Below are 19670 nucleotides of genomic sequence, written 5' to 3'. Positions count from 1 at the left end.
ACGCCGATACAGCGGCGCGCCGGACCGCCGGTGGCGGCGGGGCGCCGGCCTCCGGCGTCAGCAGACCGGGAGGCCGGGGACCGGGCGGTCGTTGTCGCCGCCCTTGATGTAGACGTCGCTGACCCAGACGTTGACGTTGCCGCTGTCGTCGTCGGTCTTCGCCCACCAGACGTTGGTCCACTCGCCGTACGTCTCGCGGCGGCCCAGATCGGCCTGGCAGTAGAAGTAGTTGGTGCCCGCGTTGAGGATGCCGGCCTCGCCGCCGTCGCCCCGGTAGGACTTCGCGGTGCGCCACACGGTGCAGTTGTACTTGCCGCCGCCGATGGGGTGGCAGGAGGGTTCCTCGGTGCCGCCGCCACCGGTCGTCGTGGTGGACCCTCCGCCGCCGGTCGTGGTGGTGCCGCCGGTGGTGCCGCCCGTCGTACCGCCGGTGGAGCCGCCGTCCGTGCCGCCCGAGCCGCCCTTGCCGCCGTCGGCGGCCGCGCCGGGCGCGGGGGTCGTTCTGGCGGCCGAGGGGGAGCTCTTCGCCCCGGGCCCGCCCGACGGTGTGCCGCTGGGGCTCGCCGACGCGGTGGGGGACGGCTGGGAGCCGGGGTCTAGGGCCATGGCGGGGTCGGGGGAGGCGCTCGGGCGGTTGGCGTCCCCGGCGAGCCCCCGGTCTCCGGTCGCGGTTCCGTCCCGGTCCATCAGGGCGTACGTGACACCGCCGCCGGCCAGCAGGACCGCGGCCGCCGCCGCGGCGGCCAGCACCTTGCCGCGGCCCCGGCTCCCCCGCCGCGCGGGCTCCGGCGACGCGACGGCGTGGCCGGCCGGTGCGGCCGGTCCGCCCGCCGCACCCGGCGGACCGGCGACGGCGCCCGTGAAGGCCGGACCCGGCGCCGCCGCGAACTCGTAGGCGGGGCCGGGCGCCGCGCCGGGGACGGGCGCGGCGGGCTGCGCGGGGCCGAAGCCCTGCGGCGCGGGCGGCAGCACGGTGCGCTCGGTCGGCACGTGCGGCACCGGCGGTGCGGCGGGGCCCGCGGGCGCGGCGCCGCCGTCCGCCACGGCGGCCAGCAGGCGCGCGGCCGCCGTCGCGTCCGGCCGCTGCGCGGGGTCCTTGTGGAGGAGCCGCTGGAGCACGGGGCCGAGCGGGCCCGCGCGGCGCGGCTCGGGCAGCGGCTCGGCGACGATCGCGGTGAGCGTCGACCACGTCGACGTACGGCGGAACGGGGACGAGCCCTCCACCGCCGCGTACAGGGTGGCGCCCAGCGCCCAGACGTCGGAGGCGGGTCCCGGCTCCTGGCCCTGGGCCCGCTCGGGCGCCAGGTAGTCCAGGGAGCCGACGAGTTCGCCACTGCGTGTCAGATGCGCCGTGGAACCGTCGCCGGGGTCGTCCATCGCGGCGATGCCGAAGTCGGTGAGGACGACCCGCCCCGTGCGGTCGAGCAGGATGTTGCCCGGCTTGACGTCCCGGTGGAGGACGCCGACCGCGTGGGCGGCGGCGAGCGCCTCCAGGACCCTGGCGCCGATGGCGGCTGCCTCGCGCGGGTCCATGGATCCGCCGCGCTCGGTGAGGAGGTCGGCCATCGACGGGCCGTCGACCAGCTCCATGACGATGACCGGGCGCCCGTGGTGCTCGGCGACGTCGTGGACGGCGATGACACCGGTGTGCCGTACGCGCGCGGCCGCCCGTGCCTCGCGCTGCATCCGCAGGCGCAGTTCGGCGAGTTCGGGCGCGGCGGAGTCCGTGAAGGTGCGGAGTTCCTTGACGGCGACCTCTCGGCCCAGGACCTCGTCCACGGCACGCCACACGACGCCCATGCCGCCGCGGCCGAGCTGTTCGACCGCCCGGTAGCGGCCCGCGATCAGTTCGTTCTCCCCCGAAGACACCGCTGCCCCGTTCCTCTGTGTTGGTCCGCCGTGATGCCGGTGATATCGCGTGATCGCGATATCGAACGCGTACAGAGTACGGGGCGGCGGTGACCGTGCCGCCGCGTGTCGGCTACTGGGCGGTCGCCGTCAGGTCGCCGCGCCGGGGAGCGGCGAAACCGTCCAGGTCGGCGCGGGTGAGACCGGTGAGCCGGGCGACCTCGGCGGTGTCGAGGGCGCCGCAGTCGATGCCGCGCAGCAGGTAGGAGCTGAGGGCCTTGGCGGTGGCGGGTTCGTCCATGACGTCGCCGCCCGCGTGGTTGGCGTACGCGGAGAGCCGGGCGGCGGCCTGCGCGAAGCCCTCGCGGTAGAAGGCGAAGACGGCGGCGTACCGGGTGGGCAGGTGGCCGGGGTGCATGTCCCAGCCCTGGTAGTAGGCGCGGGCGAGGGCGCGGCGGGTGAGGCCGTAGTGCAGCCGCCAGGCGTTGTGGACGTTCTCGGTGGTGCCGACGGGCAGGACGTTGGTGGAGCCGTCGGAGACCCGTACGCCGGTGCCGGCGGCGGCGACCTGCATGACGGCCTTGGCGTGGTCGGCGGCCGGGTGGTCGCTGGCCTGGTGGGCGGCGGAGACGCCGAGGCAGGCGCTGTAGTCGAAGGTGCCGTAGTGCAGGCCGGTGGCGCGGCCGTCGGCGGCGTCGATCATGCGGGCGACGGTGGCGGTGCCGTCGGGGCCCAGGATAGCCTGGCTGGTCTCGATCTGGATCTCGAAGCCGATGCGGCCCGCGTCCAGGCCGCGGGCCTTCTCGAACTCCTCCAGGAGCCGGACCATGGCGGTGACCTGCTCCGCGTAGGTGACCTTGGGGAGGGTGAGGACCAGCCCGTCGGGCAGGCCGCCCGCCTCCATCAGGCCGGTGAGGAAGATGTCGAGGGTGCGGATGCCGCGGTCGCGTACGGCGGCCTCCATGCACTTCATGCGGATGCCCGTGTACGGGGCGGCGGTGCCGCGCTCGTACGCCTCGGAGACGAGCCGGGCGGCGCGCGCGGCGTGCCGGTCCTCGTCGGCGTCCGTCCGGCCGCCGTAGCCGTCCTCGAAGTCGATGCGGAGGTCCTCGACGGGTTCGCGCTCCAGCTTGGCCCGCACGCGCGTGTGGACCGGTTCGGCGAGTTCGTCGGGGAGCCCGAGGACGGCCGCGAAGGCGGCGGCGTCGGGGGCGTGCTCGTCCAGGGCCGCGAGGGCCTGGTCGCCCCAGGAGCGGATGGTGTCGGGGGCGAATACGTCGCCGGGTACGTAGACGGTGTGGACGGGCTGGCGGGTGCCGGGGTCGCCCGGGTAGCGGCGGGCGAGTTCGGCGTCCACCGCGACGAGGGAGGCGCTGACGCTCTCGCTGACCGCGCCGGCGAGGCTCGTCGCCACCTTCTCCTGCTGACCCATTCCCACACCCTCCACACTCTTGATGTTTCCGCTTACCGGAATCAACAATCCGTATGGTGAAGTTATCCGGGGCTGTCGACCTGCGTCAATGGTCCCCCGCAACGGCCCGGGGCCGCGCGGTGAGTTCACCACGCGGCCCCGGGGCCGTGAAGACGTCGCAGGTCAGCCCTTACGGGACGTGATCTCCTGGGTCAGCTGCGGGACGACCTCGAAGAGGTCGCCGACCACGCCGTAGTCGACCAGGTCGAAGATCGGGGCCTCGGCGTCCTTGTTGATGGCCACGATGGTCTTCGAGGTCTGCATACCGGCGCGGTGCTGGATCGCGCCGGAGATGCCGGTGGCGATGTACAGCTGCGGCGAGACCGACTTGCCGGTCTGGCCGACCTGGCTGGTGTGCGGGTACCAGCCGGCGTCGACGGCGGCGCGGGAGGCGCCGACGGCGGCACCGAGCGAGTCGGCGAGCGCCTCGATGACCGCGAAGTTCTCGGCGCCGTTGACACCGCGGCCGCCGGAGACCACGATCGCGGCCTCGGTCAGCTCGGGGCGGCCGGTCGACTCGCGCGGGGTGCGGGAGACGACCTTGGTGCCGGTGGCCTTCTCGGAGAAGGACACCGCGAGGGACTCGACGGCGCCCGCGGCCGGGGCGGCCTCCACGGCGGCCGAGTTCGGCTTGACCGTGATGACCGGGGTGCCCTTGGAGACGCGGGACTTGGTGGTGTAGGACGCGGCGAACGCGGACTGCGTGGCCACCGGACCCTCGTCGCCGGCCTCGAGGTCGATCGCGTCGGTGATGATGCCGGAGCCGATGCGGACCGCGAGGCGGGCCGCGATCTCCTTGCCCTCGGCGGAGGACGGCACGAGCACGGCGGCCGGGGAGACCGCCTCGTACGCGGCCTGCAGCGCGTCGACCTTCGGGACGACGAGGTAGTCGGCGAACTCGGGCGCGTCGGCGGTCAGCACCCGGGTGGCGCCGTGCTCGCCGAGCGTGGCGGCGGTGGCCTCGGCGCCGGCACCGAGGGCGACGGCGACGGGCTCGCCGATGCGGCGGGCGAGGGTCAGCAGCTCCAGGGTGGGCTTGCGGACGGCGCCGTCCACGTGGTCGACGTAGACGAGAACTTCAGCCATGGGATTGCTCTCCTGCGAATGCGAAGTCTGAGGGGGCGGTCGGTGGCTCTGCGCGAGCCTTGGTGCTGCGCCGGCCCGGGGCGCGGCCCCGGGCCCGGTGCACCTAGATGAACTTCTGGCTCGCGAGGAACTCGGCCAGCTGCTTGCCGCCCTCGCCCTCGTCCTTGACGATCGTGCCGGCCGTGCGGGCCGGGCGCTCCGTCGCGGAGTCGACCTTGGTCCAGGAACCCTCGAGACCGACCTCTTCGGCGTCGATGTCCAGGTCGTCCAGGTCCAGGGACTCCACCGGCTTCTTCTTGGCGGCCATGATGCCCTTGAAGGACGGGTAGCGGGCCTCGCCCGACTGGTCGGTCACGGACACGACGGCCGGCAGGGACGCCTCCAGCTGCTCCGACGCGGCGTCACCGTCACGACGGCCCTTGACGGTGCCGTCCTCGACGGAGACCTCGGACAGCAGGGTGACCTGCGGGACGCCCAGGCGCTCGGCGAGGATCGCGGGAAGGACGCCCATGGTGCCGTCGGTGGACGCCATACCGCAGATGACCAGGTCGTAACCGGTCTTCTCGATGGCCTTGGCCAGGACCAGCGAGGTGCCCATGACGTCGGAGCCGTGGAGGTCGTCGTCCTCGACGTGGACGGCCTTGTCGGCACCCATGGACAGCGCCTTGCGCAGCGCGTCCTTGGCGTCCTCGGGGCCCACCGTCAGAACGGTGATCTCCGCGTCGTCGGCCTCGTCGGCGATCTGAAGCGCCTGCTCGACCGCGTACTCGTCCAGCTCCGACAGCAGGCCGTCGACATCGTCGCGGTCGACGGTCAGGTCATCGGCGAAGTGCCGGTCGCCGGTGGCGTCGGGCACGTACTTCACACAGACAACGATCCTCAAGCTCACGCCGGCTCTCCTACTGCATCGTCATTACTGGGCTGCCTTGTTGCACGCAGCATAGGCGCCTGATGGGGCGGTTTCCGCTTGGGGCGGCAGACGCCCCTCACGAAATATTACTCGTCAGTACACCGGGTGTATTCCCGGTAAGCAAGCGCTTTGAACTGTGACCTTGCCAACGCTGAGTAACCGGGATTCCTCAGTCGCGCAGGGCGTTGAAGCGCCCCTGGTGGTACAGCAGCGGGCTGCCGGAACGCTCCGCCGGGTCGCCCGCGACGACCTCGCCGATCACGATCCGGTGGTCCCCGGCGGGCACCCGGGCCACGACCCGGCAGACCAGCCACGCCAGGACACCGTCGAGCAGCGGCACCCCTTCGGGGCCCGGCGCCCAGCGGGTCGGCGGGGCGAAGCGGTCGGCACCGCTGCGGGCGAACGTGGCGGCCAGCTCGCCCTGGTCGTCCCCGAGTATGTGGACGCCCACGTGCGCGGCCCTGGAGAGGACCGGCCAGCTGGACGAGGTGGTGCCGACACCGAACGAGACGAGCGGCGGTTCGGCGGCGACCGAGTTGAGCGAGGTGGCGGTGAAGCCGACGGGGCGGTCCCCGTGGACCGGGTCCGCGCCGTGCGCCGTGATCACGGCGACTCCGGCGGCGTGCCGCCGGAAGACGGAGCGGAGCAGGTCGGGCGTGGCGATCCTGGCGGTGCCGAGGTCGGGCATGGCCGTCATGGAGTTGCCCTTCTGCGGAGCGTGCGGGCGCGGGTGACTGGTCCTCGGGGTCTCAGACACCCGGACAGAGCGCGCTCGCGTTGCGGGCGAGGTCGACGTGGACACGCCCGTACAGAAGGATCTCGTTCGGCACGGCGCCAGCCTGACGAGGGACTCCCGGTGCCGTCAAGGCGGTACCGGAATGTGGGAGATGCGTCACGGCAGGTCACAGCACGCGACCGAGCGCCACGACGACGTCCGCCTTCCGCGGCTGTCCCGCCGCCCTGCGCACGATCCGGCCCGCGCGGTCGAGCACCAGGACGGTCGGTGTGCGCGTGATGCCGAGTGCGCGGACGAGGCCGAGCCGGGCCTCGGCGTCGATCTCCACGTGCGCGACGCCTTCGACCATGGCGGCCACATCGGCGAGGGTGCGGCGGGTGGCGCGGCAGGGCTGGCAGAAGGCGCTGGAGAACTGCACGAGCGTCGCGCGCTCGCCGAGCGGCGCCCCCAGCTCGGCGGGGCCCAGCGCCGTCCGGGCCTCCTCAGCCGTCTCCTCGCGCACGTGTGCTGCCTCCTCTTCCGACGTGTCCCAGGCATCAGCGCGCCCGCGCCGGGGAAGATTCCCACCGACACGCTGAGCGGCGACGACGTGACGAGTATCTCGCCCGCGGGAGCGCTCAGGACTGGCCTGTACGCCGCGCATGGGGCACGATCTGCCCCATGCCGGATACCTACGGCTGCGTAACTTCCGCCGGGAGAACCCTCCCCAGGCATAGAAGAAGGGTCTTCTCCAGATGGCAGAACTCGTCTATCGGCCGGTCGTCGGCGCCGCTCTCACCATGTTCAAGGCGCTCGACCTGAAGATCGACACTCAGGGTTCGGAGAACATCCCGCGCAGCGGTGGGGCCGTCCTGGTCAGCAACCACATCAGCTATCTGGACTTCATCTTCGCCGGGCTCGCGGCGCTGCCGCAGAAGCGCCTGGTGCGCTTCATGGCCAAGGACTCGGTGTTCCGGCACAGGATCTCCGGTCCGCTGATGCGCGGCATGAAGCACATCCCGGTCGACCGCCAGCAGGGTGAGGCCGCCTACCGGCACGCGCTGGACTCGCTGCGCGCGGGCGAGGTCATCGGGGTGTTCCCGGAGGCCACCATCTCGCAGTCGTTCACGCTGAAGAGCTTCAAGTCGGGCGCGGCGCGCCTGGCCCAGGAGGCGGGCGTGCCGCTGATCCCGGTGGCGCTGTGGGGTACGCAGCGGCTGTGGACCAAGGGCCGGCCGCGCAACTTCAGGCGCAGCCACATCCCCGTGACGATCCGGGTCGGCGAGCCGGTCGAGGCGCCGGCGGACCAGTACGCGGGCGCCATCACGCGACGGCTGCGGGAGCGGGTGCAGGAGCTGCTGGAGGCGGCGCAGCGCGCCTATCCGGTACGGCCCAAGGACGCGGACGACACCTGGTGGGTGCCCGCGCACCTGGGCGGTACGGCGCCGACCGCGGCGGAGGTCCGCGAAGCCAGCTGACGCCCGGCGGGGCGGTCGGCACCCGCCCCCGGCGTCATGCCGGGGGGTGCGGGGTGACGCGCGCGCCGGGGCTCAGCTTCTCCAGGGTCTCGGCGAGTTCGGCGCCCGCGGCCTCCAGCGCCTGGCGGGTCATGGGCGCCAGGCTCTCCAGCAGGAACACCGCGTTGACCGACTCCTCGGTGAGCCGGGTGCGCACGCCCTGGCGCCAGTTCCAGCGACGGCAGGTGACGCCTTCGTCGTCGCGCCAGACGATCTCACCGGGTTCGGGGTGCTCGACGGTCTCGGCACCGCCCGCGACGGTGACGAACGGCTCGTCCCCGGTCGCGCGGACGAGCCGCATGCCGCCGCTGACGCGGTCGGCGTCCTCGCCGCCGACCGGTACGAGGTGCGCGACGCTGACCGCGTTGTACGCGTCGACCAGCCGGTTGATCCGGGGCAGCCCACCGTCAGCGAGGGCGCGCCGGGCCAGCGCCTCGGCGGAGTTGCGCGTACGGGAGGGCTTGGCGCCGAAGGCGCTGTAGGCGTCACGCCAGGCGGCGATGTGCGGGTCCTCGTGCGGGGCGCGGCCGTCCAGCCGCCGGGCGAGGCGCTGGGCGGCGGCGTCCAGGAGCGCCGAGCAGGCCGCGTCGCTGGGGCCGTTGACCAGGCTGCGGGCCTCGACGGCCAGGTACGTGAAGCCGGGGACGAGGGTGCGTACCTCGTCGGTGACGGTGAGCGTCAGGGTCATGGTCCGCCGTTCCGTATCCGTATGAGCGGTGCAGCATACAACACCACCCAGTCTAAGATAATGGACTGCACGGGGTAGGGGAAGCGGCCGCCGGGCGATCGGGAGCATCTCCCGGCGGCCGCGTGCTCATCCGGCTGCGGGTGGGGCGGATACCGGTCCCGCCGGCACCGGCTGGACCGATGCCGGCGGGAGCGATGCCGGTGGGAGCGATGTCAGTGGGACATCTCTTCCTTCAGCGCCAGTACGAAGGCGTCGACGTCGTCCTCCGTGGTGTCGAAGGAGCACATCCAGCGCACGTCGCCGGCCGCCTCGTCCCAGAAGTAGAAGCGGAACCGCTTCTGCAGCCGCAGGCTCACCTCGTGCGGCAGCCGTGCGAACACCGCGTTCGCCTGCACCGGATAGAGGATCTCCACGCCGTCGACCGCCCGCACCCCGTCCGCCAGGCGCTGTGCCATCGCGTTGGCGTGCCGCGCGTTGCGCAGCCACAGGTCCTTGGCGAGCAGCGCCTCGAACTGCACCGACACGAACCGCATCTTGGAGGCGAGCTGCATCGACATCTTGCGCAGATGCTTCATGTGCCGTCCCGCGTCCGGGTCGAGGACGACGATCGCCTCACCGAAGACGAGACCGTTCTTGGTGCCGCCGTACGACAGGACGTCGACGCCCACCGCGTTGGTGAACGCCCGCATCGGGACGTTCAGGGACGCGGCCGCGTTGGCCAGCCGGGCCCCGTCGAGGTGCACCTTCATGCCGAGGCCGTGCGCGTGCTCCACGATCGCGCGGATCTCGTCCGGCGTGTAGACCGTGCCCAGTTCGGTGTTCTGGGCTATGGAGACCACCTGCGGCATGGCCCGGTGCTCGTCGTCCCAGCCGAACGCCTGACGGTCGATCAGCTCGGGAGTGAGCTTGCCGTCCGGCGTCGGCACGGTCAGCAGCTTCAGTCCGGCCATGCGCTCGGGTGCGCCGCCCTCGTCCACGTTGATGTGCGCGGTCTCCGCGCAGATCACCGCACCCCACCGGTCCGTGAGTGCCTGCAGCGCCGTGACGTTGGCACCGGTGCCGTTGAAGACCGGATAGGTCTGGGCGGTCGGGCCGAAGTGGCTGTGCATGACACGCTGGAGGTGGTCGGTGTACTCGTCCTCGCCGTAGGAGACCTGGTGGCCGCCGTTGGCGAGGGCGAGAGCCGCGAGGACCTCGGGATGGGCTCCGGCGTAGTTGTCGCTGGCGAAGCCCCGGACCGACGGGTCGTGGTGACGACGGGCGTCGGTCCTCGTGGGGATCGCCGGGGTCACGGCTTGGGGGTCAGCCACAGACGCTGTCCATTCACTTCCTGGGCGGGCCGGTCCCAGACGCCGGCGATGGCGTCGGCCAAGTCCTTGACGTCCGTGAAGCCCGCGAACTTCGCATTCGGGCGCTCGGCGCGCATCGCGTCGTGCACCAGTGCCTTGACCACCAGGATCGCAGCCGCGGACTTCGGACCCTCCTCGCCCCCCGCCTTGCGGAAGGCGTCGCCGAGCGCGAGCGTCCACGCCTCGGCGGCCGCCTTGGACGCGGCGTACGCCGCGTTGCCGGCGGTCGGCTTGCCGGCACCGGCGGCGCTGATCAGCAGGTAGCGGCCCCGGTCGCTGCGCAGCAGCCCGTCGTGGAAGGCGAGCGAGGTGTGCTGGACGGTACGGATCAGCAGCTTCTCCAGCACGTCCCAGTCGGCCAGGTCGGTCTCGGCGAAGGAGGCGCTGCCGCGCCAGCCGCCGACCAGGTGGACGAGGCCGTCGACCCGGCCGAACTCCTTCTCGATCTTGTCGGCCCACGCGCGGGCGGCTCCCAGGTCGAGCAGGTCGACCGTGTCGCCGACGACGGTGGCGCCGCCGTGGGCGTACCGGGCGGCGTCGACCGCCTCGGCGAGCCGCTCGGGGTCGGCGTCGGCACCCACGACCGTCGCGCCGGCCTCGGCGAGCCGCAGCAGGGCGGCCCGGCCGGCCGGGCCGGCCGCTCCGGCCACCGCGACCACGGCGCCTTCCAGCGAACCGCCGTTCCCGTTCGTGTTGGCGTTCATGGCCGTCTTCTCCTCCGTACCCGAGCTCACGCGGCGTCCTTCTCGGCCTCGCGGGCGGTGATCCCCTTGGTGGAGGCGATCACGGACTTCAGCTTCTTGGCGAGCGCCTCGTAGAACATGCTGAGCGGAAACTCGTCCGGAAGCACGTCGTCCACCAGCTTGCGCGGCGGCTGCGTGAGGTCCAGGGCGTCCGGGCCCTTGGCCCAGCGGGAGCCGGGGTGCGGGGCGAGGTAGGTGGAGACCAGGTCGTAGGCCGCGAACCAGTGGACCAGCTTGGGGCGGTCGATGCCGTCGCGGTAGAGCTTCTCGATCTCGGCGCAGAGGTCGTTGGTGACCTGCGGGGCCCGCTCCCAGTCGATCTTGAGCGTGTTGTCCGTCCAGCGCACGACGTCGTGCTTGTGCAGGTACGCGAAGAGCAGCTGGCCGCCCAGTCCGTCGTAGTTGCGCACGCGGTCGCCGGTGACCGGGAAGCGGAACATCCGGTCGAACAGCACGGCGTACTGGACGTCGCGGCCGTGCGCGTTGCCCTCGGCCTCCAGCTTGACGGCCTCCTTGAAGGCGGTCAGGTCACAGCGCAGCTCCTCCAGGCCGTACATCCAGAACGGCTGGCGCTGCTTGATCATGAACGGGTCGAACGGCAGGTCGCCGTGGCTGTGGGTGCGGTCGTGGACCATGTCCCACAGGACGAACGCCTGCTCGCAGCGGCGCTGGTCGGCCAGCATCTCCTGGATGTCGGCGGGCAGCTCGACGCCCAGGACGTCCACGGCCGCCTCGGTGACCCGGCGGAAGCGGGCGGCCTCGCGGTCGCAGAAGATGCCGCCCCAGGTGAAGCGGGCGGGGGCCTCGCGCACGGCGACGGTCTCCGGGAAGAGGACGGCCGAGTTCGTGTCGTAACCCGCGGTGAAGTCCTCGAAGGTGATGCCGCAGAACAGCGGGTTGTCGTAACGGGTGGCCTCCAGCTCGGAGAGCCACTCCGGCCAGACCATGCGCAGCACGACGGCCTCGAGGTTCCGGTCGGGGTTGCCGTTCTGCGTGTACATCGGGAACAGGACCAGGTGCTGGAGCCCGTCGACCCGGTTCGCCGCCGGGTGGAAGGCGAGCAGGGAGTCCAGGAAGTCCGGCACCGCGTAACCGTCGGCGGCCCACTTGCGCAGGTCGGCGACGAGCGCGCGGTGGTAGGCGGTGGCGTGCGGGAGCAGCGGGGACAGCTGCTCGACGGCGGCGACGACCCGGTCGAGGCGGGCGTCGACGTCCGGGCGGGCGGGGGCGCCCTCGGCGTCGAAGTCGATGGAGCCGTCCGCGGACTGCCAGACCCGGATCTCCTCCACGGCATTCTTGAGCTCGGGCCACGCCGGGTGGTCGATCACCCGGGTGTCGGTGGCTACGCCCCCACCGGCAACGTCCTGCACAAGAATTTCCGTCATCACTCTTCCTCCACGGGAGAACCTCGCGTTAAAGCACCGTATCCATGTGCGCTTATCCACCACAAGGGGGGTCGAAACAAATTATCCTGTCGACCCCCCATGGTCACCGCCGATTTTCCTGCTTGACACCCCGCCAGGGCTCGCATCCGCCGCCATGGGTGCGTGTCGACGTTCGGAGGGTTCCGTTCCGCAGCCGGGCCGTTACGCTGCGGTAGTGCCGCGTGGGGGCACGGCGCCGCGCGGGAGCCGCCGTCGACGGAAGCGAGAGAACCTTGAGTTTCCTCACCATCGGTCATCGCGGGGTCATGGGTGTCGAACCGGAGAACACCCTGCGCTCCTTCGTCCGCGCCGAGCGGGCGGGCATGGACGCCATCGAACTGGATCTGCATCTGAGCAAGGACGGCGCGCTCGTCGTCATGCACGACGCGGAGGTGGACCGCACGACCGACGGAACCGGTCCGATCGCCGACAAGACCCTCGCCGAACTGCGGGAGCTCGACGCGGGCGACGGCGAGCGGATCCCCGTCCTCACCGAGGTCCTGGACGCCGTACGGTCGCCGCTCCAGGCCGAGATCAAGGACGTGGCGGCCGCCCGCGCGCTGGCCGACGTGATGCTGCGGCGCGATCTGGCCGGGCGGGTCGAGGTGTCGTCGTTCCACGACGAGGCGGTCGCCGAGATCGCCCGCCTGGTGCCGGGCGTACGCACGGTGCTCATCGCGAGCCACTGGAGCGCCGACATCGTGGACAGGGCGCTCGCCGTCGGCGCGGGCGCGCTCGCCCTGAACATCCGGCGCCTCACCCTGGACACCACCGAACGCGCCCACGAGGCGGGGCTGCGGGTCATCGGCTGGGTCGTCAACACCCAGCAGCACCTGCGGCTGGCCCGCGCCCTCGAACTGGACGGTGCCACGACCGACTACCCGGAGATCCGCCGCACGAGCCGCTTCACCGCCTGACCCGTTCGACCCGCCTGACCCGTTCGACCCGTTCGACCCGCCTGACCCGTTCGACCCGTTCGACCCGCCTGACCGTCGGCCCCGTCCGACCGGCCGGACCCGTTCCCTCCCGTCGGCCCCGTCCGGCCCGGCGTGACCGTGCCGCGCCCGCCCCGCGCCCGCCCCGTGTCGCCCGGAGGCGGGCGCGTGCCGTACGGCCGTCATCGAGCCGACCTCGGGTGTAAGCGGCGGACTGCGGGGAACTCGCGTCCGGACTTGGCACGACTCCCAGGACGGACACATATGAGCAGCGGTTTCATGGGTCCGGAGGGCTTCGGTCCTGACCCGTTCAGCGACTTCCTGGCCCGGCTGTTCGGTGGCGGCTACGGCACCGGTGCGGCCCGGCCGCACCGGTACATCGACATCGGGCGCATGATGAGCGAGCCGACCCGCCGGATGGTGGACGAGGCTGCCTCCTACGCGGCCGAGCACGGCAACACGGACCTGGAGACCGAGCACCTGCTGCGTGCCGCGCTCAACACCGAACCGACCCGCGACATGGTGGCGCGCGCGGGCGCCGACCCCGACGAGCTGGCCGACGAGATCGACCGTACGGCCGGCGAGGGCCCGCCCCGGTCCCGGATCTCCGTCACGCCCGCCGTCAAGCGGGCCCTGCTCGACGCCCACGACCTGGCGCGGCACATCGGCGCCTCGTACATCGGACCCGAGCACGTGCTCGCGGCGCTCGCCGCCAACCCGGACTCGGCCGCGGGCCGCATCCTGCGCGCCGCCCGCTTCGACCCCGGCGCCGTCTCCGGCCAGGGCCCCGCGCCCGGCCCCGCCCCGGGGCCGCCCTACCGGCCGGGCGCGTCGGGCCAGTGGGACACGGCGGCCGAGCAGCCGCCGGCCGCCGCGCACGGCACGCCCACCCTCGACAGGTACGGCCGTGACCTGACCGACCTTGCACGGGCGGGGCGGATCGACCCGGTGATCGGACGCGAGGAGCAGATCGAGCAGACCGTCGAGGTGCTGTCCCGGCGCGGCAAGAACAACCCGGTCCTGATCGGTGACGCCGGCGTCGGCAAGACGGCCATCGTCGAGGGCCTGGCCCAGCGCATCGCCGAGGGAGACGTCCCCGACACCCTCCGGGGCCGCAGGGTCGTGGCCCTGGACCTGTCCGGTGTCGTCGCGGGCACCCGCTTCCGGGGCGACTTCGAGGAGCGGATGAACAGCATCATCGAGGAGATCCGCTCCCACTCCGAGCAGATCGTCGTCTTCATCGACGAACTGCACACCGTCGTCGGGGCCGGCGCGAGCGGCGGCGGCTCCGAGGGCGGCGCCATGGACGCCGGGAACATGCTCAAGCCCGCGCTCGCCCGGGGCGAACTCCATGTCATCGGGGCCACCACGCTGGAGGAGTACCGCCGCTACATAGAGAAGGACGCCGCCCTCGCACGCCGCTTCCAGCCGATCCTGGTCCCGGAGCCCGCGCCCGATGACGCCGTGGAGATCCTGCGCGGTCTGCGCGACCGGTACGAGGCCCACCACCAGGTCCGCTACACCGACGAGGCGCTGCGGGCAGCCGTGGAACTCTCCGACCGCTATCTCACCGAGCGCTTCCTGCCCGACAAGGCGATCGACCTGATCGACCAGGCGGGGGCCCGGGTACGGCTGCGCGCCCGCGGCCAGGACGACGTACGGACCCTGGAACGCGAGGCGGAACAGCTCATCCGGGACAAGGACCAGGCGGTCGCCGCCGAGCAGTACGAGCGGGCCATGGAACTGCGCGACCGGATCCAGGAGGTCGAACGGCGGATCAAGGAGGGACGCGGTGTACGCCAGTACGGCGACGGCCAGGTACTGGAGGTCACCGCCGAGGACATCGCCGAGGTGGTCAGCCGGCAGACGGGCATCCCGGTCAGCAGCCTCACGAAGGAGGAGAAGGAGCGGCTCCTCGGTCTTGAGGACCACCTGCGCCAGCGGGTCGTCGGCCAGGACGAGGCGGTGTCGGCCGTCTCCGAGGCGGTGCTGCGGTCCCGGGCCGGCCTCGCCGACCCGACCCGGCCCATCGGCAGCTTCCTGTTCCTCGGCCCGACCGGCGTCGGCAAGACGGAACTCGCGAGGGCGCTGGCCGAGGCCCTGTTCGGCAGCGAGGAACGCATGGTCCGCCTCGACATGAGCGAGTTCCAGGAGCGGCACACCGTCAGCCGGCTCGTCGGCGCTCCGCCCGGATACGTCGGACACGAGGAGGCGGGCCAGCTCACCGAGGCGGTACGCCGCCATCCGTACTCGCTGGTCCTCCTGGACGAGGTGGAGAAGGCGCACCCCGACGTCTTCAACATCCTGCTCCAGGTGCTGGACGACGGGCGCCTCACCGACTCGCAGGGCCGCACGGTCGACTTCAAGAACACGGTCATCGTGATGACCAGCAACCTCGGCTCCGAGGCCATCGGCACCGGCCGGGGGCTGCTCGGTTTCGGCGCGGGCGACACCAGCGCGGAGGACGAGGCGATGCGAGAGCGGTCCCTGCGCCCGCTGCGCGACCACTTCCGCCCCGAGTTCCTCAACCGCGTCGACGAGATCGTCATCTTCCGGCGTCTGGACGAGGAGCAGCTCCGGCGGATCACGGACCTGCTGCTGGAGGACACGCGCGGCCGGATGCGGGCCCAGGACATCAGCGTGGCGTTCGCGCCCGAGACGGTGGACTGGCTGGCCCGGCGCGGCCACCAGCCGGAGTACGGCGCCCGTCCGCTGCGCCGCACCATCCAGCGTGAGGTGGACAACCCGCTGTCCCGGCTCCTGGTGGACGGCCGCCTGTCGGCGGGCAACCGGGTCACGGTCACCGTGGAGAACGACAGGCCGGCGTTCCGCATCGAGGACGGCACCGCGGGGCCGGGCGGCGCGCCCGGCCCCGCCGGAGAGACGGGACCCGCCGGAGAGACGGGACCCGGCGGAGTCACGGGACCCGGCGCCGGGGCGTGAGTCCCGTCAGCCGAGTTCCTTGACCAGCAGCTCGAACTCCAGGTCCGCCCGGCGCGGCAGGCCGAAGCGCTCATCGCCGTACGGGAACGGGGTCGTGCGGCCCGTACGGCGGTAGCCGCGCCGTTCGTACCAGGCGATGAGCTCCTCGCGGACCGAGATCACCGTCATGTGCATCTCGGCCACGCCCCACTCGGCGCGCGCCAGCCGCTCCGCCTCCGCGAGGACACGCCGGCCGAGACCGCCGCCCTGGAGACCGGGACGGACGGCGAACATCCCGAAGTACGCGGCGCCCCCGCGCAGTTCCAGCTGACAGCAGGCCACGGCCTCACCCTCGCGCTCCACGACCAGCAACCGGGACCCGGCGGCGGTGACGACCTCCCGTACGCCCTCCGGATCGGTCCGCTGCCCGTCCAGGATGTCCGCCTCCGTGGTCCAGCCGGCCCGGCTGGAGTCCCCCCGATACGCGGACTCCACCAGCTCGACGAGCGCGGGCACGTCGGCCTCGACGGCGTCGCGGAACGTCAGCTTCTGCGTGTCCTGGGGTTGTGCGGTGTCCATGGTGAGCGTCTCTCCCCTTCGCCGATGCGGTCCCGGCTCGCCGGTGTCTCCCGGGGACCGAGGGTACGCGTCCACCCCGTGCTCCCCCCTCTGCGCCCCTGCGCCCGCGTGCACGCGGACCGTCGCGGGAATCGTCCCAGGGGCCGCGTCTCGTCGAGGGGGAGGTACGCCGTGCACGGACCCGCGACGTCCGGCTGGCTGCTGGCGGCCCTGTGCGCGCTCACGGGCGCCTACTGCCTCGTCCGGCTGAGGGACTGCGGTGGCGCCGCCGAGCGCGAAGAGGCGGCGGGCGAGGCCGTCATGGGCTTCGGGATGGCGGTGATGGCGCTGCCCGCGGCGGTCGTCACCCCGCCGGAGTGGAGCTGGACCGTGTACGCGGTGGTGTTCGGCGCCGCGTCGCTGCGGGCGCTGTGGTCGGTCCGGGGCGGCGGACACCACCTGCACCATCTCATCGGCTCGCTGGCCATGGTGTACATGGCGGTCCCGGTGGCCGGAGGCGGGCACGGTACGCATGGTGCGCCCGGGACCGGCGGGGGCGGAGTGCCGCTGGTGACGGGCGCGCTCCTGGCGTACTACATGGTGTACGTGTTGCGGGCGGGGGCGCGGCTGGTACCGGCCGCGGCAGGCCCGAGGGAGGAAACGGGCGCGGGTGCGGGTGCGGTGGCGGCGTGGGAGACGCGGGCGGCGCCTCGGCGCGGGGGCGGAGGCGGCGGCCCCTGTCGGCGGCCGGAGGTGGCGCTGGCGTGCCGGCTGACGATGGGCCTGGGAATGCTCGCGATGCTCTGCGCGCTCTGACCGTACGGATTCCGTGGTGCGGCGCCACGGATTCCGTGGCGTACGTCACTTGCCGCGCAAGAGAATACCTCTGCGCGGGGTCGCGCTCATAGGCTGATCGCATGCTGGTCTCCCTCGTGCTGCTCACGCTCGGTGTCGTGGCCGCCGTGGCCGCTCCGCGTCTGCTCGCGCGGGCGGGCTGGGTGGAGCGGGAGCCCATTGTGGCGCTGTGGGTGTGGCAGTGCGTGGTGGCCTCGGTGCTGCTCTGCTTCGCGCTGTCGATGACGTTCAGCGCGGCCGCCGCATGGCAGGCGGTACGCGGCCCGGTGTTCGCGCCCGCGCCCCGCGCGGTGGTCGAGGCATACGAGCTGGGCGCGCACGGCCCGTGGTCCGGGATGCTCGCGGTGCTGCTGGCCTGCGGAGGTCTCTGGAGCGGGGCGATGCTGACGCGCGAGGTGCGCAGGGCCAGGGCGCGGCGGCGGCGCCGGCGCGCCGAACTCCTCGTACGGTCACCGCTGTTGCCGGGCGAGGAGCCGGGCGCCGCACCGCTGGTGCTGCTGGAGGGAGAGCGCCCGGAAGCCTGGTGGCTGCCCGGGTCGGCGCCCCAACTGGTCGTCTCCACGGCCGCGTTGCGGCGGTTGAAGGGCCGTCAGCTGGAGGCGGTGCTCGCCCATGAGCAGGGTCACGCGCGGGCCCGCCACGACTGGCTGCTGCACTGCTCATCGGCGCTGGCCACCGGGTTCCCGCAGATCCCGGTGTTCGCGGCGTTCCGCGACGAGATGCACCGGCTGGTGGAGCTGGCCGCGGACGACGCGGCGTCGAAGCGGTTCGGGCGGCTGACGATCGCGCTGGCCCTGGTCGAACTCAATCAGGACAGGGGGGTGTTCGGGCCGTGCCCGACGCCCGGCGCCGAGGTCCCGCAGCGGGTGAACCGTCTGCTGACCGCGCAGCCCCGGCTCACCGCGATCCGCAGGCTGCGGCTGACGGCCGCGGCCGCCCTGGTACCGGTCGTACCGCTGCTGGTGGCGTTCGTTCCCGCGCTGCGCACCCTGGGGTAGCCCCCCAGCGGGTCCCGTACGGGCGCCATGGCGTGGCGGCCGGGCTTCGGGGAGGATCACGGCATGCGCTCCCCCACAGCCGCAGCTTCCGTCACTCGCACCCCCCACTCCTCGGGCCCGGGGGGCTCCCCCGGGCCCTCGTCCCCACCCAGCTCCGCGCTGTTCGCGGTGGCCCTGGTCTCCGGCGCCCTGTCGGGACTGCTGCTCGTGCCGGTGGTGCTCGAATGGGGGCCGCTGATGGCTGTCGACCGGGCGGTGGCCGACGCGTCGCACGCCTCGGCGGTGCGGAATCCGTCGCTCACCCGGGTCAACCGGGTGCTCAGCGACTGGGTGTGGGATCCCTGGACGATGCGCGCGCTCGTCGCCTGCTCGGCGGTGTGGCTGTGGTGGCGGGGGCTCCGGCGGGCCGTGCTGTGGCTGGCGGTGGTGACCGCGCTGGGCGCGTGCGTCCAGCAGTCCATGAAGGTGCTCGTGGGCCGCGACCGGCCGTTCTGGCCCGACCCGGTGGACTCGGCGGACTACGCGGCGTTCCCGTCGGGCCACGCCATGACGGCCACGGTCACGTGCGCGCTGCTGCTGTGGCTGGTGGCCGGTCGTCACCGTGGCGCACCGGATCTCGGGCCGGTCCAGGTCACGCGTGCGTGGAGCCGACGGATCCTGGCCGTACTCGCGCTGGTGTCCGTGCTCGGTGTGGGGCTGACCCGGGTGTACCTGGGCGTGCACTGGGCGTCCGACGTACTGGCCGGCTGGCTGCTGGGAGCCTGTCTGGCGGCGGTCGCGCTGCTCGCGTACCCGCGGGTCGCGGGGCCGGGGAGCCGGTCGTGCCGTCCGGGCCGGGCGATCCCCCGCGTCGCCCGGTCCGGATGACACACGACCCCCACTGATCAGCCACGTCAGGGCGTCGCAGCGAGGACGCTCTGAGTATATTGGCTGGGAGCCAGTCAACGCAGGAGTTAAGCATGTCCCCGCGGAGCGCATCGGTCAATGAAGAACTGCGACGGCGCTCCCGCGAGCGGCTGCTGCAGGCGACGGTCGAACTGGTGGCCGAGCGCGGATACGAGGCCACGACGCTGGGGGACATCGCCGACCGGGCGGGTTCGGCGCGCGGCCTGGTCTCGTACTACTTCCCCGGGAAGCGCCAGCTCCTGCAGTCGGCCGTGCACCGGCTGATGCACCGCACGCTGTCGGCAGCCCTGGAGCGGGAGCCGCGCAGCGACGACGGGCGGGAGCGGCTCGCGCGGGCCATCGACGCGGTCCTCGGTCTGGCCGTGGACCAGCCCCTGCTGATGCGGACGCACATGGCGGGCATCCTGCAGGCGGAGGGGTTCGTCCAGTGCCCGGAGCAGCAGCGGCTGGCCTTCCTGCTGCGGGACACCGTCTCCCGGTACGGGTCGCGGGACGTGGAGGCCGACTACCCGCTGTTGCGGGCGCTGCTGATGGGCGCGGTCTTCGCCGTACTGCTGCCCGGAGCCCCCATGCCGCGCGCCCGGCTGCGGGCGGAGCTGTTCCAGCGCTACGGGCTGGACTGGGAACTCGGCGTGGGGGGGGGGGGGGGGCGCCCCCCCCCCCCCCCGGGCGGGGCGGGGGGGGGGGGCGGGGGGGCGGCGGGGGGGCGGGGGGGGGGCGGCCCGCGCGGGGCGGGGGGGGCCGC

The 19670-nt window shown here is 72.9% G+C and carries 19 protein-coding genes; 7 read left to right on the top strand and 12 right to left on the bottom strand.

What is annotated here, in order from left to right; translation table 11 throughout:
* Positions 1-57: 57 nt before the first annotated feature.
* The 7 genes from ACGF5U_RS15460 to ACGF5U_RS15430 form a co-directional block, all read right to left on the bottom strand.
* Positions 58-1869, bottom strand: coding sequence for a serine/threonine-protein kinase (locus ACGF5U_RS15460; protein WP_392714531.1), 1812 nt, complete (start codon positions 1867-1869; stop codon positions 58-60).
* A gap of 112 nt (positions 1870-1981) precedes the next feature.
* Positions 1982-3280, bottom strand: a complete 1299-nt coding sequence (locus ACGF5U_RS15455) for a DUF6986 family protein (protein WP_392714530.1) — start codon at positions 3278-3280, stop codon at positions 1982-1984.
* 162 nt (positions 3281-3442) lie between these two features.
* Entirely contained in the window at positions 3443-4405 is a 963-nt protein-coding gene (locus ACGF5U_RS15450) for an electron transfer flavoprotein subunit alpha/FixB family protein (protein ID WP_392714529.1), read from the bottom strand.
* A gap of 103 nt (positions 4406-4508) precedes the next feature.
* Positions 4509-5294 carry an electron transfer flavoprotein subunit beta/FixA family protein gene (locus ACGF5U_RS15445; protein WP_392714528.1) on the bottom strand — a complete coding sequence of 262 codons (786 nt, stop codon included), beginning with the start codon at positions 5292-5294 and terminating at the stop codon, positions 4509-4511.
* Between the two features lie 190 nt (positions 5295-5484).
* Positions 5485-6012, bottom strand: a complete 528-nt coding sequence (locus ACGF5U_RS15440; RefSeq protein WP_392714527.1) for a flavin reductase family protein — start codon at positions 6010-6012, stop codon at positions 5485-5487.
* Positions 6013-6064: 52 nt separating this feature from the next.
* Positions 6065-6145, bottom strand: coding sequence for a putative leader peptide (locus ACGF5U_RS15435; protein WP_392714711.1), 81 nt, complete (start codon positions 6143-6145; stop codon positions 6065-6067).
* A gap of 72 nt (positions 6146-6217) precedes the next feature.
* Positions 6218-6553: a TlpA family protein disulfide reductase gene (locus ACGF5U_RS15430; RefSeq protein WP_392714526.1), complete on the bottom strand. Its 336-nt coding sequence runs from the start codon at positions 6551-6553 to the stop codon at positions 6218-6220.
* Positions 6554-6785: 232 nt separating this feature from the next.
* Between ACGF5U_RS15430 and ACGF5U_RS15425 the strand changes: the two genes are divergently transcribed.
* Positions 6786-7508: a lysophospholipid acyltransferase family protein gene (locus ACGF5U_RS15425; RefSeq protein WP_392714525.1), complete on the top strand. Its 723-nt coding sequence runs from the start codon at positions 6786-6788 to the stop codon at positions 7506-7508.
* 34 nt (positions 7509-7542) lie between these two features.
* On the opposite strand, the gene ACGF5U_RS15420 is transcribed toward ACGF5U_RS15425, so the two are convergent.
* The 4 genes from ACGF5U_RS15420 to ACGF5U_RS15405 form a co-directional block, all read right to left on the bottom strand.
* Positions 7543-8235 (bottom strand): B3/4 domain-containing protein, encoded by a 693-nt coding sequence (locus tag ACGF5U_RS15420; protein ID WP_392714524.1) that lies wholly within the window; start codon positions 8233-8235, stop codon positions 7543-7545.
* A 212-nt stretch (positions 8236-8447) separates the two neighbouring features.
* Positions 8448-9527 (bottom strand): threonine aldolase family protein, encoded by a 1080-nt coding sequence (locus ACGF5U_RS15415; protein WP_392714710.1) that lies wholly within the window; start codon positions 9525-9527, stop codon positions 8448-8450.
* On the bottom strand, positions 9524-10288 hold the full coding sequence (locus tag ACGF5U_RS15410; RefSeq protein ID WP_392714709.1) for an SDR family NAD(P)-dependent oxidoreductase: 765 nt from the start codon (positions 10286-10288) through the stop codon (positions 9524-9526). The genes ACGF5U_RS15415 and ACGF5U_RS15410 overlap by 4 nt, the downstream gene beginning before the upstream one ends.
* Positions 10289-10314: 26 nt before the next feature.
* A complete protein-coding gene (locus tag ACGF5U_RS15405) occupies positions 10315-11712 on the bottom strand; it encodes a DUF6421 family protein (RefSeq protein ID WP_392714523.1) in 1398 nt (465 codons plus the stop codon).
* A 272-nt stretch (positions 11713-11984) separates the two neighbouring features.
* On the opposite strand from ACGF5U_RS15405, the gene ACGF5U_RS15400 reads away from it, so the two are divergent.
* Positions 11985-12668 (top strand): glycerophosphodiester phosphodiesterase, encoded by a 684-nt coding sequence (locus ACGF5U_RS15400; protein WP_392714522.1) that lies wholly within the window; start codon positions 11985-11987, stop codon positions 12666-12668.
* Positions 12669-12950: 282 nt separating this feature from the next.
* A complete protein-coding gene (locus ACGF5U_RS15395; RefSeq protein ID WP_392714521.1) occupies positions 12951-15629 on the top strand; it encodes an AAA family ATPase in 2679 nt (892 codons plus the stop codon).
* Between the two features lie 6 nt (positions 15630-15635).
* On the opposite strand, the gene ACGF5U_RS15390 is transcribed toward ACGF5U_RS15395, so the two are convergent.
* Positions 15636-16187, bottom strand: coding sequence for a GNAT family N-acetyltransferase (locus ACGF5U_RS15390; RefSeq protein ID WP_392714520.1), 552 nt, complete (start codon positions 16185-16187; stop codon positions 15636-15638).
* Between the two features lie 171 nt (positions 16188-16358).
* Between ACGF5U_RS15390 and ACGF5U_RS15385 the strand changes: the two genes are divergently transcribed.
* The 4 genes from ACGF5U_RS15385 to ACGF5U_RS15370 all read left to right on the top strand — a co-directional run.
* Positions 16359-16982: a DUF5134 domain-containing protein gene (locus ACGF5U_RS15385; protein ID WP_392714519.1), complete on the top strand. Its 624-nt coding sequence runs from the start codon at positions 16359-16361 to the stop codon at positions 16980-16982.
* Between the two features lie 101 nt (positions 16983-17083).
* Entirely contained in the window at positions 17084-18019 is a 936-nt protein-coding gene (locus tag ACGF5U_RS15380; protein ID WP_392714518.1) for a M56 family metallopeptidase, read from the top strand.
* Between the two features lie 168 nt (positions 18020-18187).
* Complete coding sequence (locus ACGF5U_RS15375) at positions 18188-18886, top strand: phosphatase PAP2 family protein (RefSeq protein ID WP_392714517.1); 699 nt, start codon at positions 18188-18190, stop codon at positions 18884-18886.
* 92 nt (positions 18887-18978) lie between these two features.
* Positions 18979-19670 (top strand): TetR/AcrR family transcriptional regulator (locus ACGF5U_RS15370; protein ID WP_392818401.1); only part of this gene is annotated, 692 nt, incomplete at its 3' end.

Origin of the sequence: Streptomyces sp. NPDC047886, assembly GCF_043204435.1 — a bacterium.
GTDB lineage: Bacteria > Actinomycetota > Actinomycetes > Streptomycetales > Streptomycetaceae > Streptomyces.
This window is presented reverse-complemented; position numbering and strand designations above follow the sequence as displayed.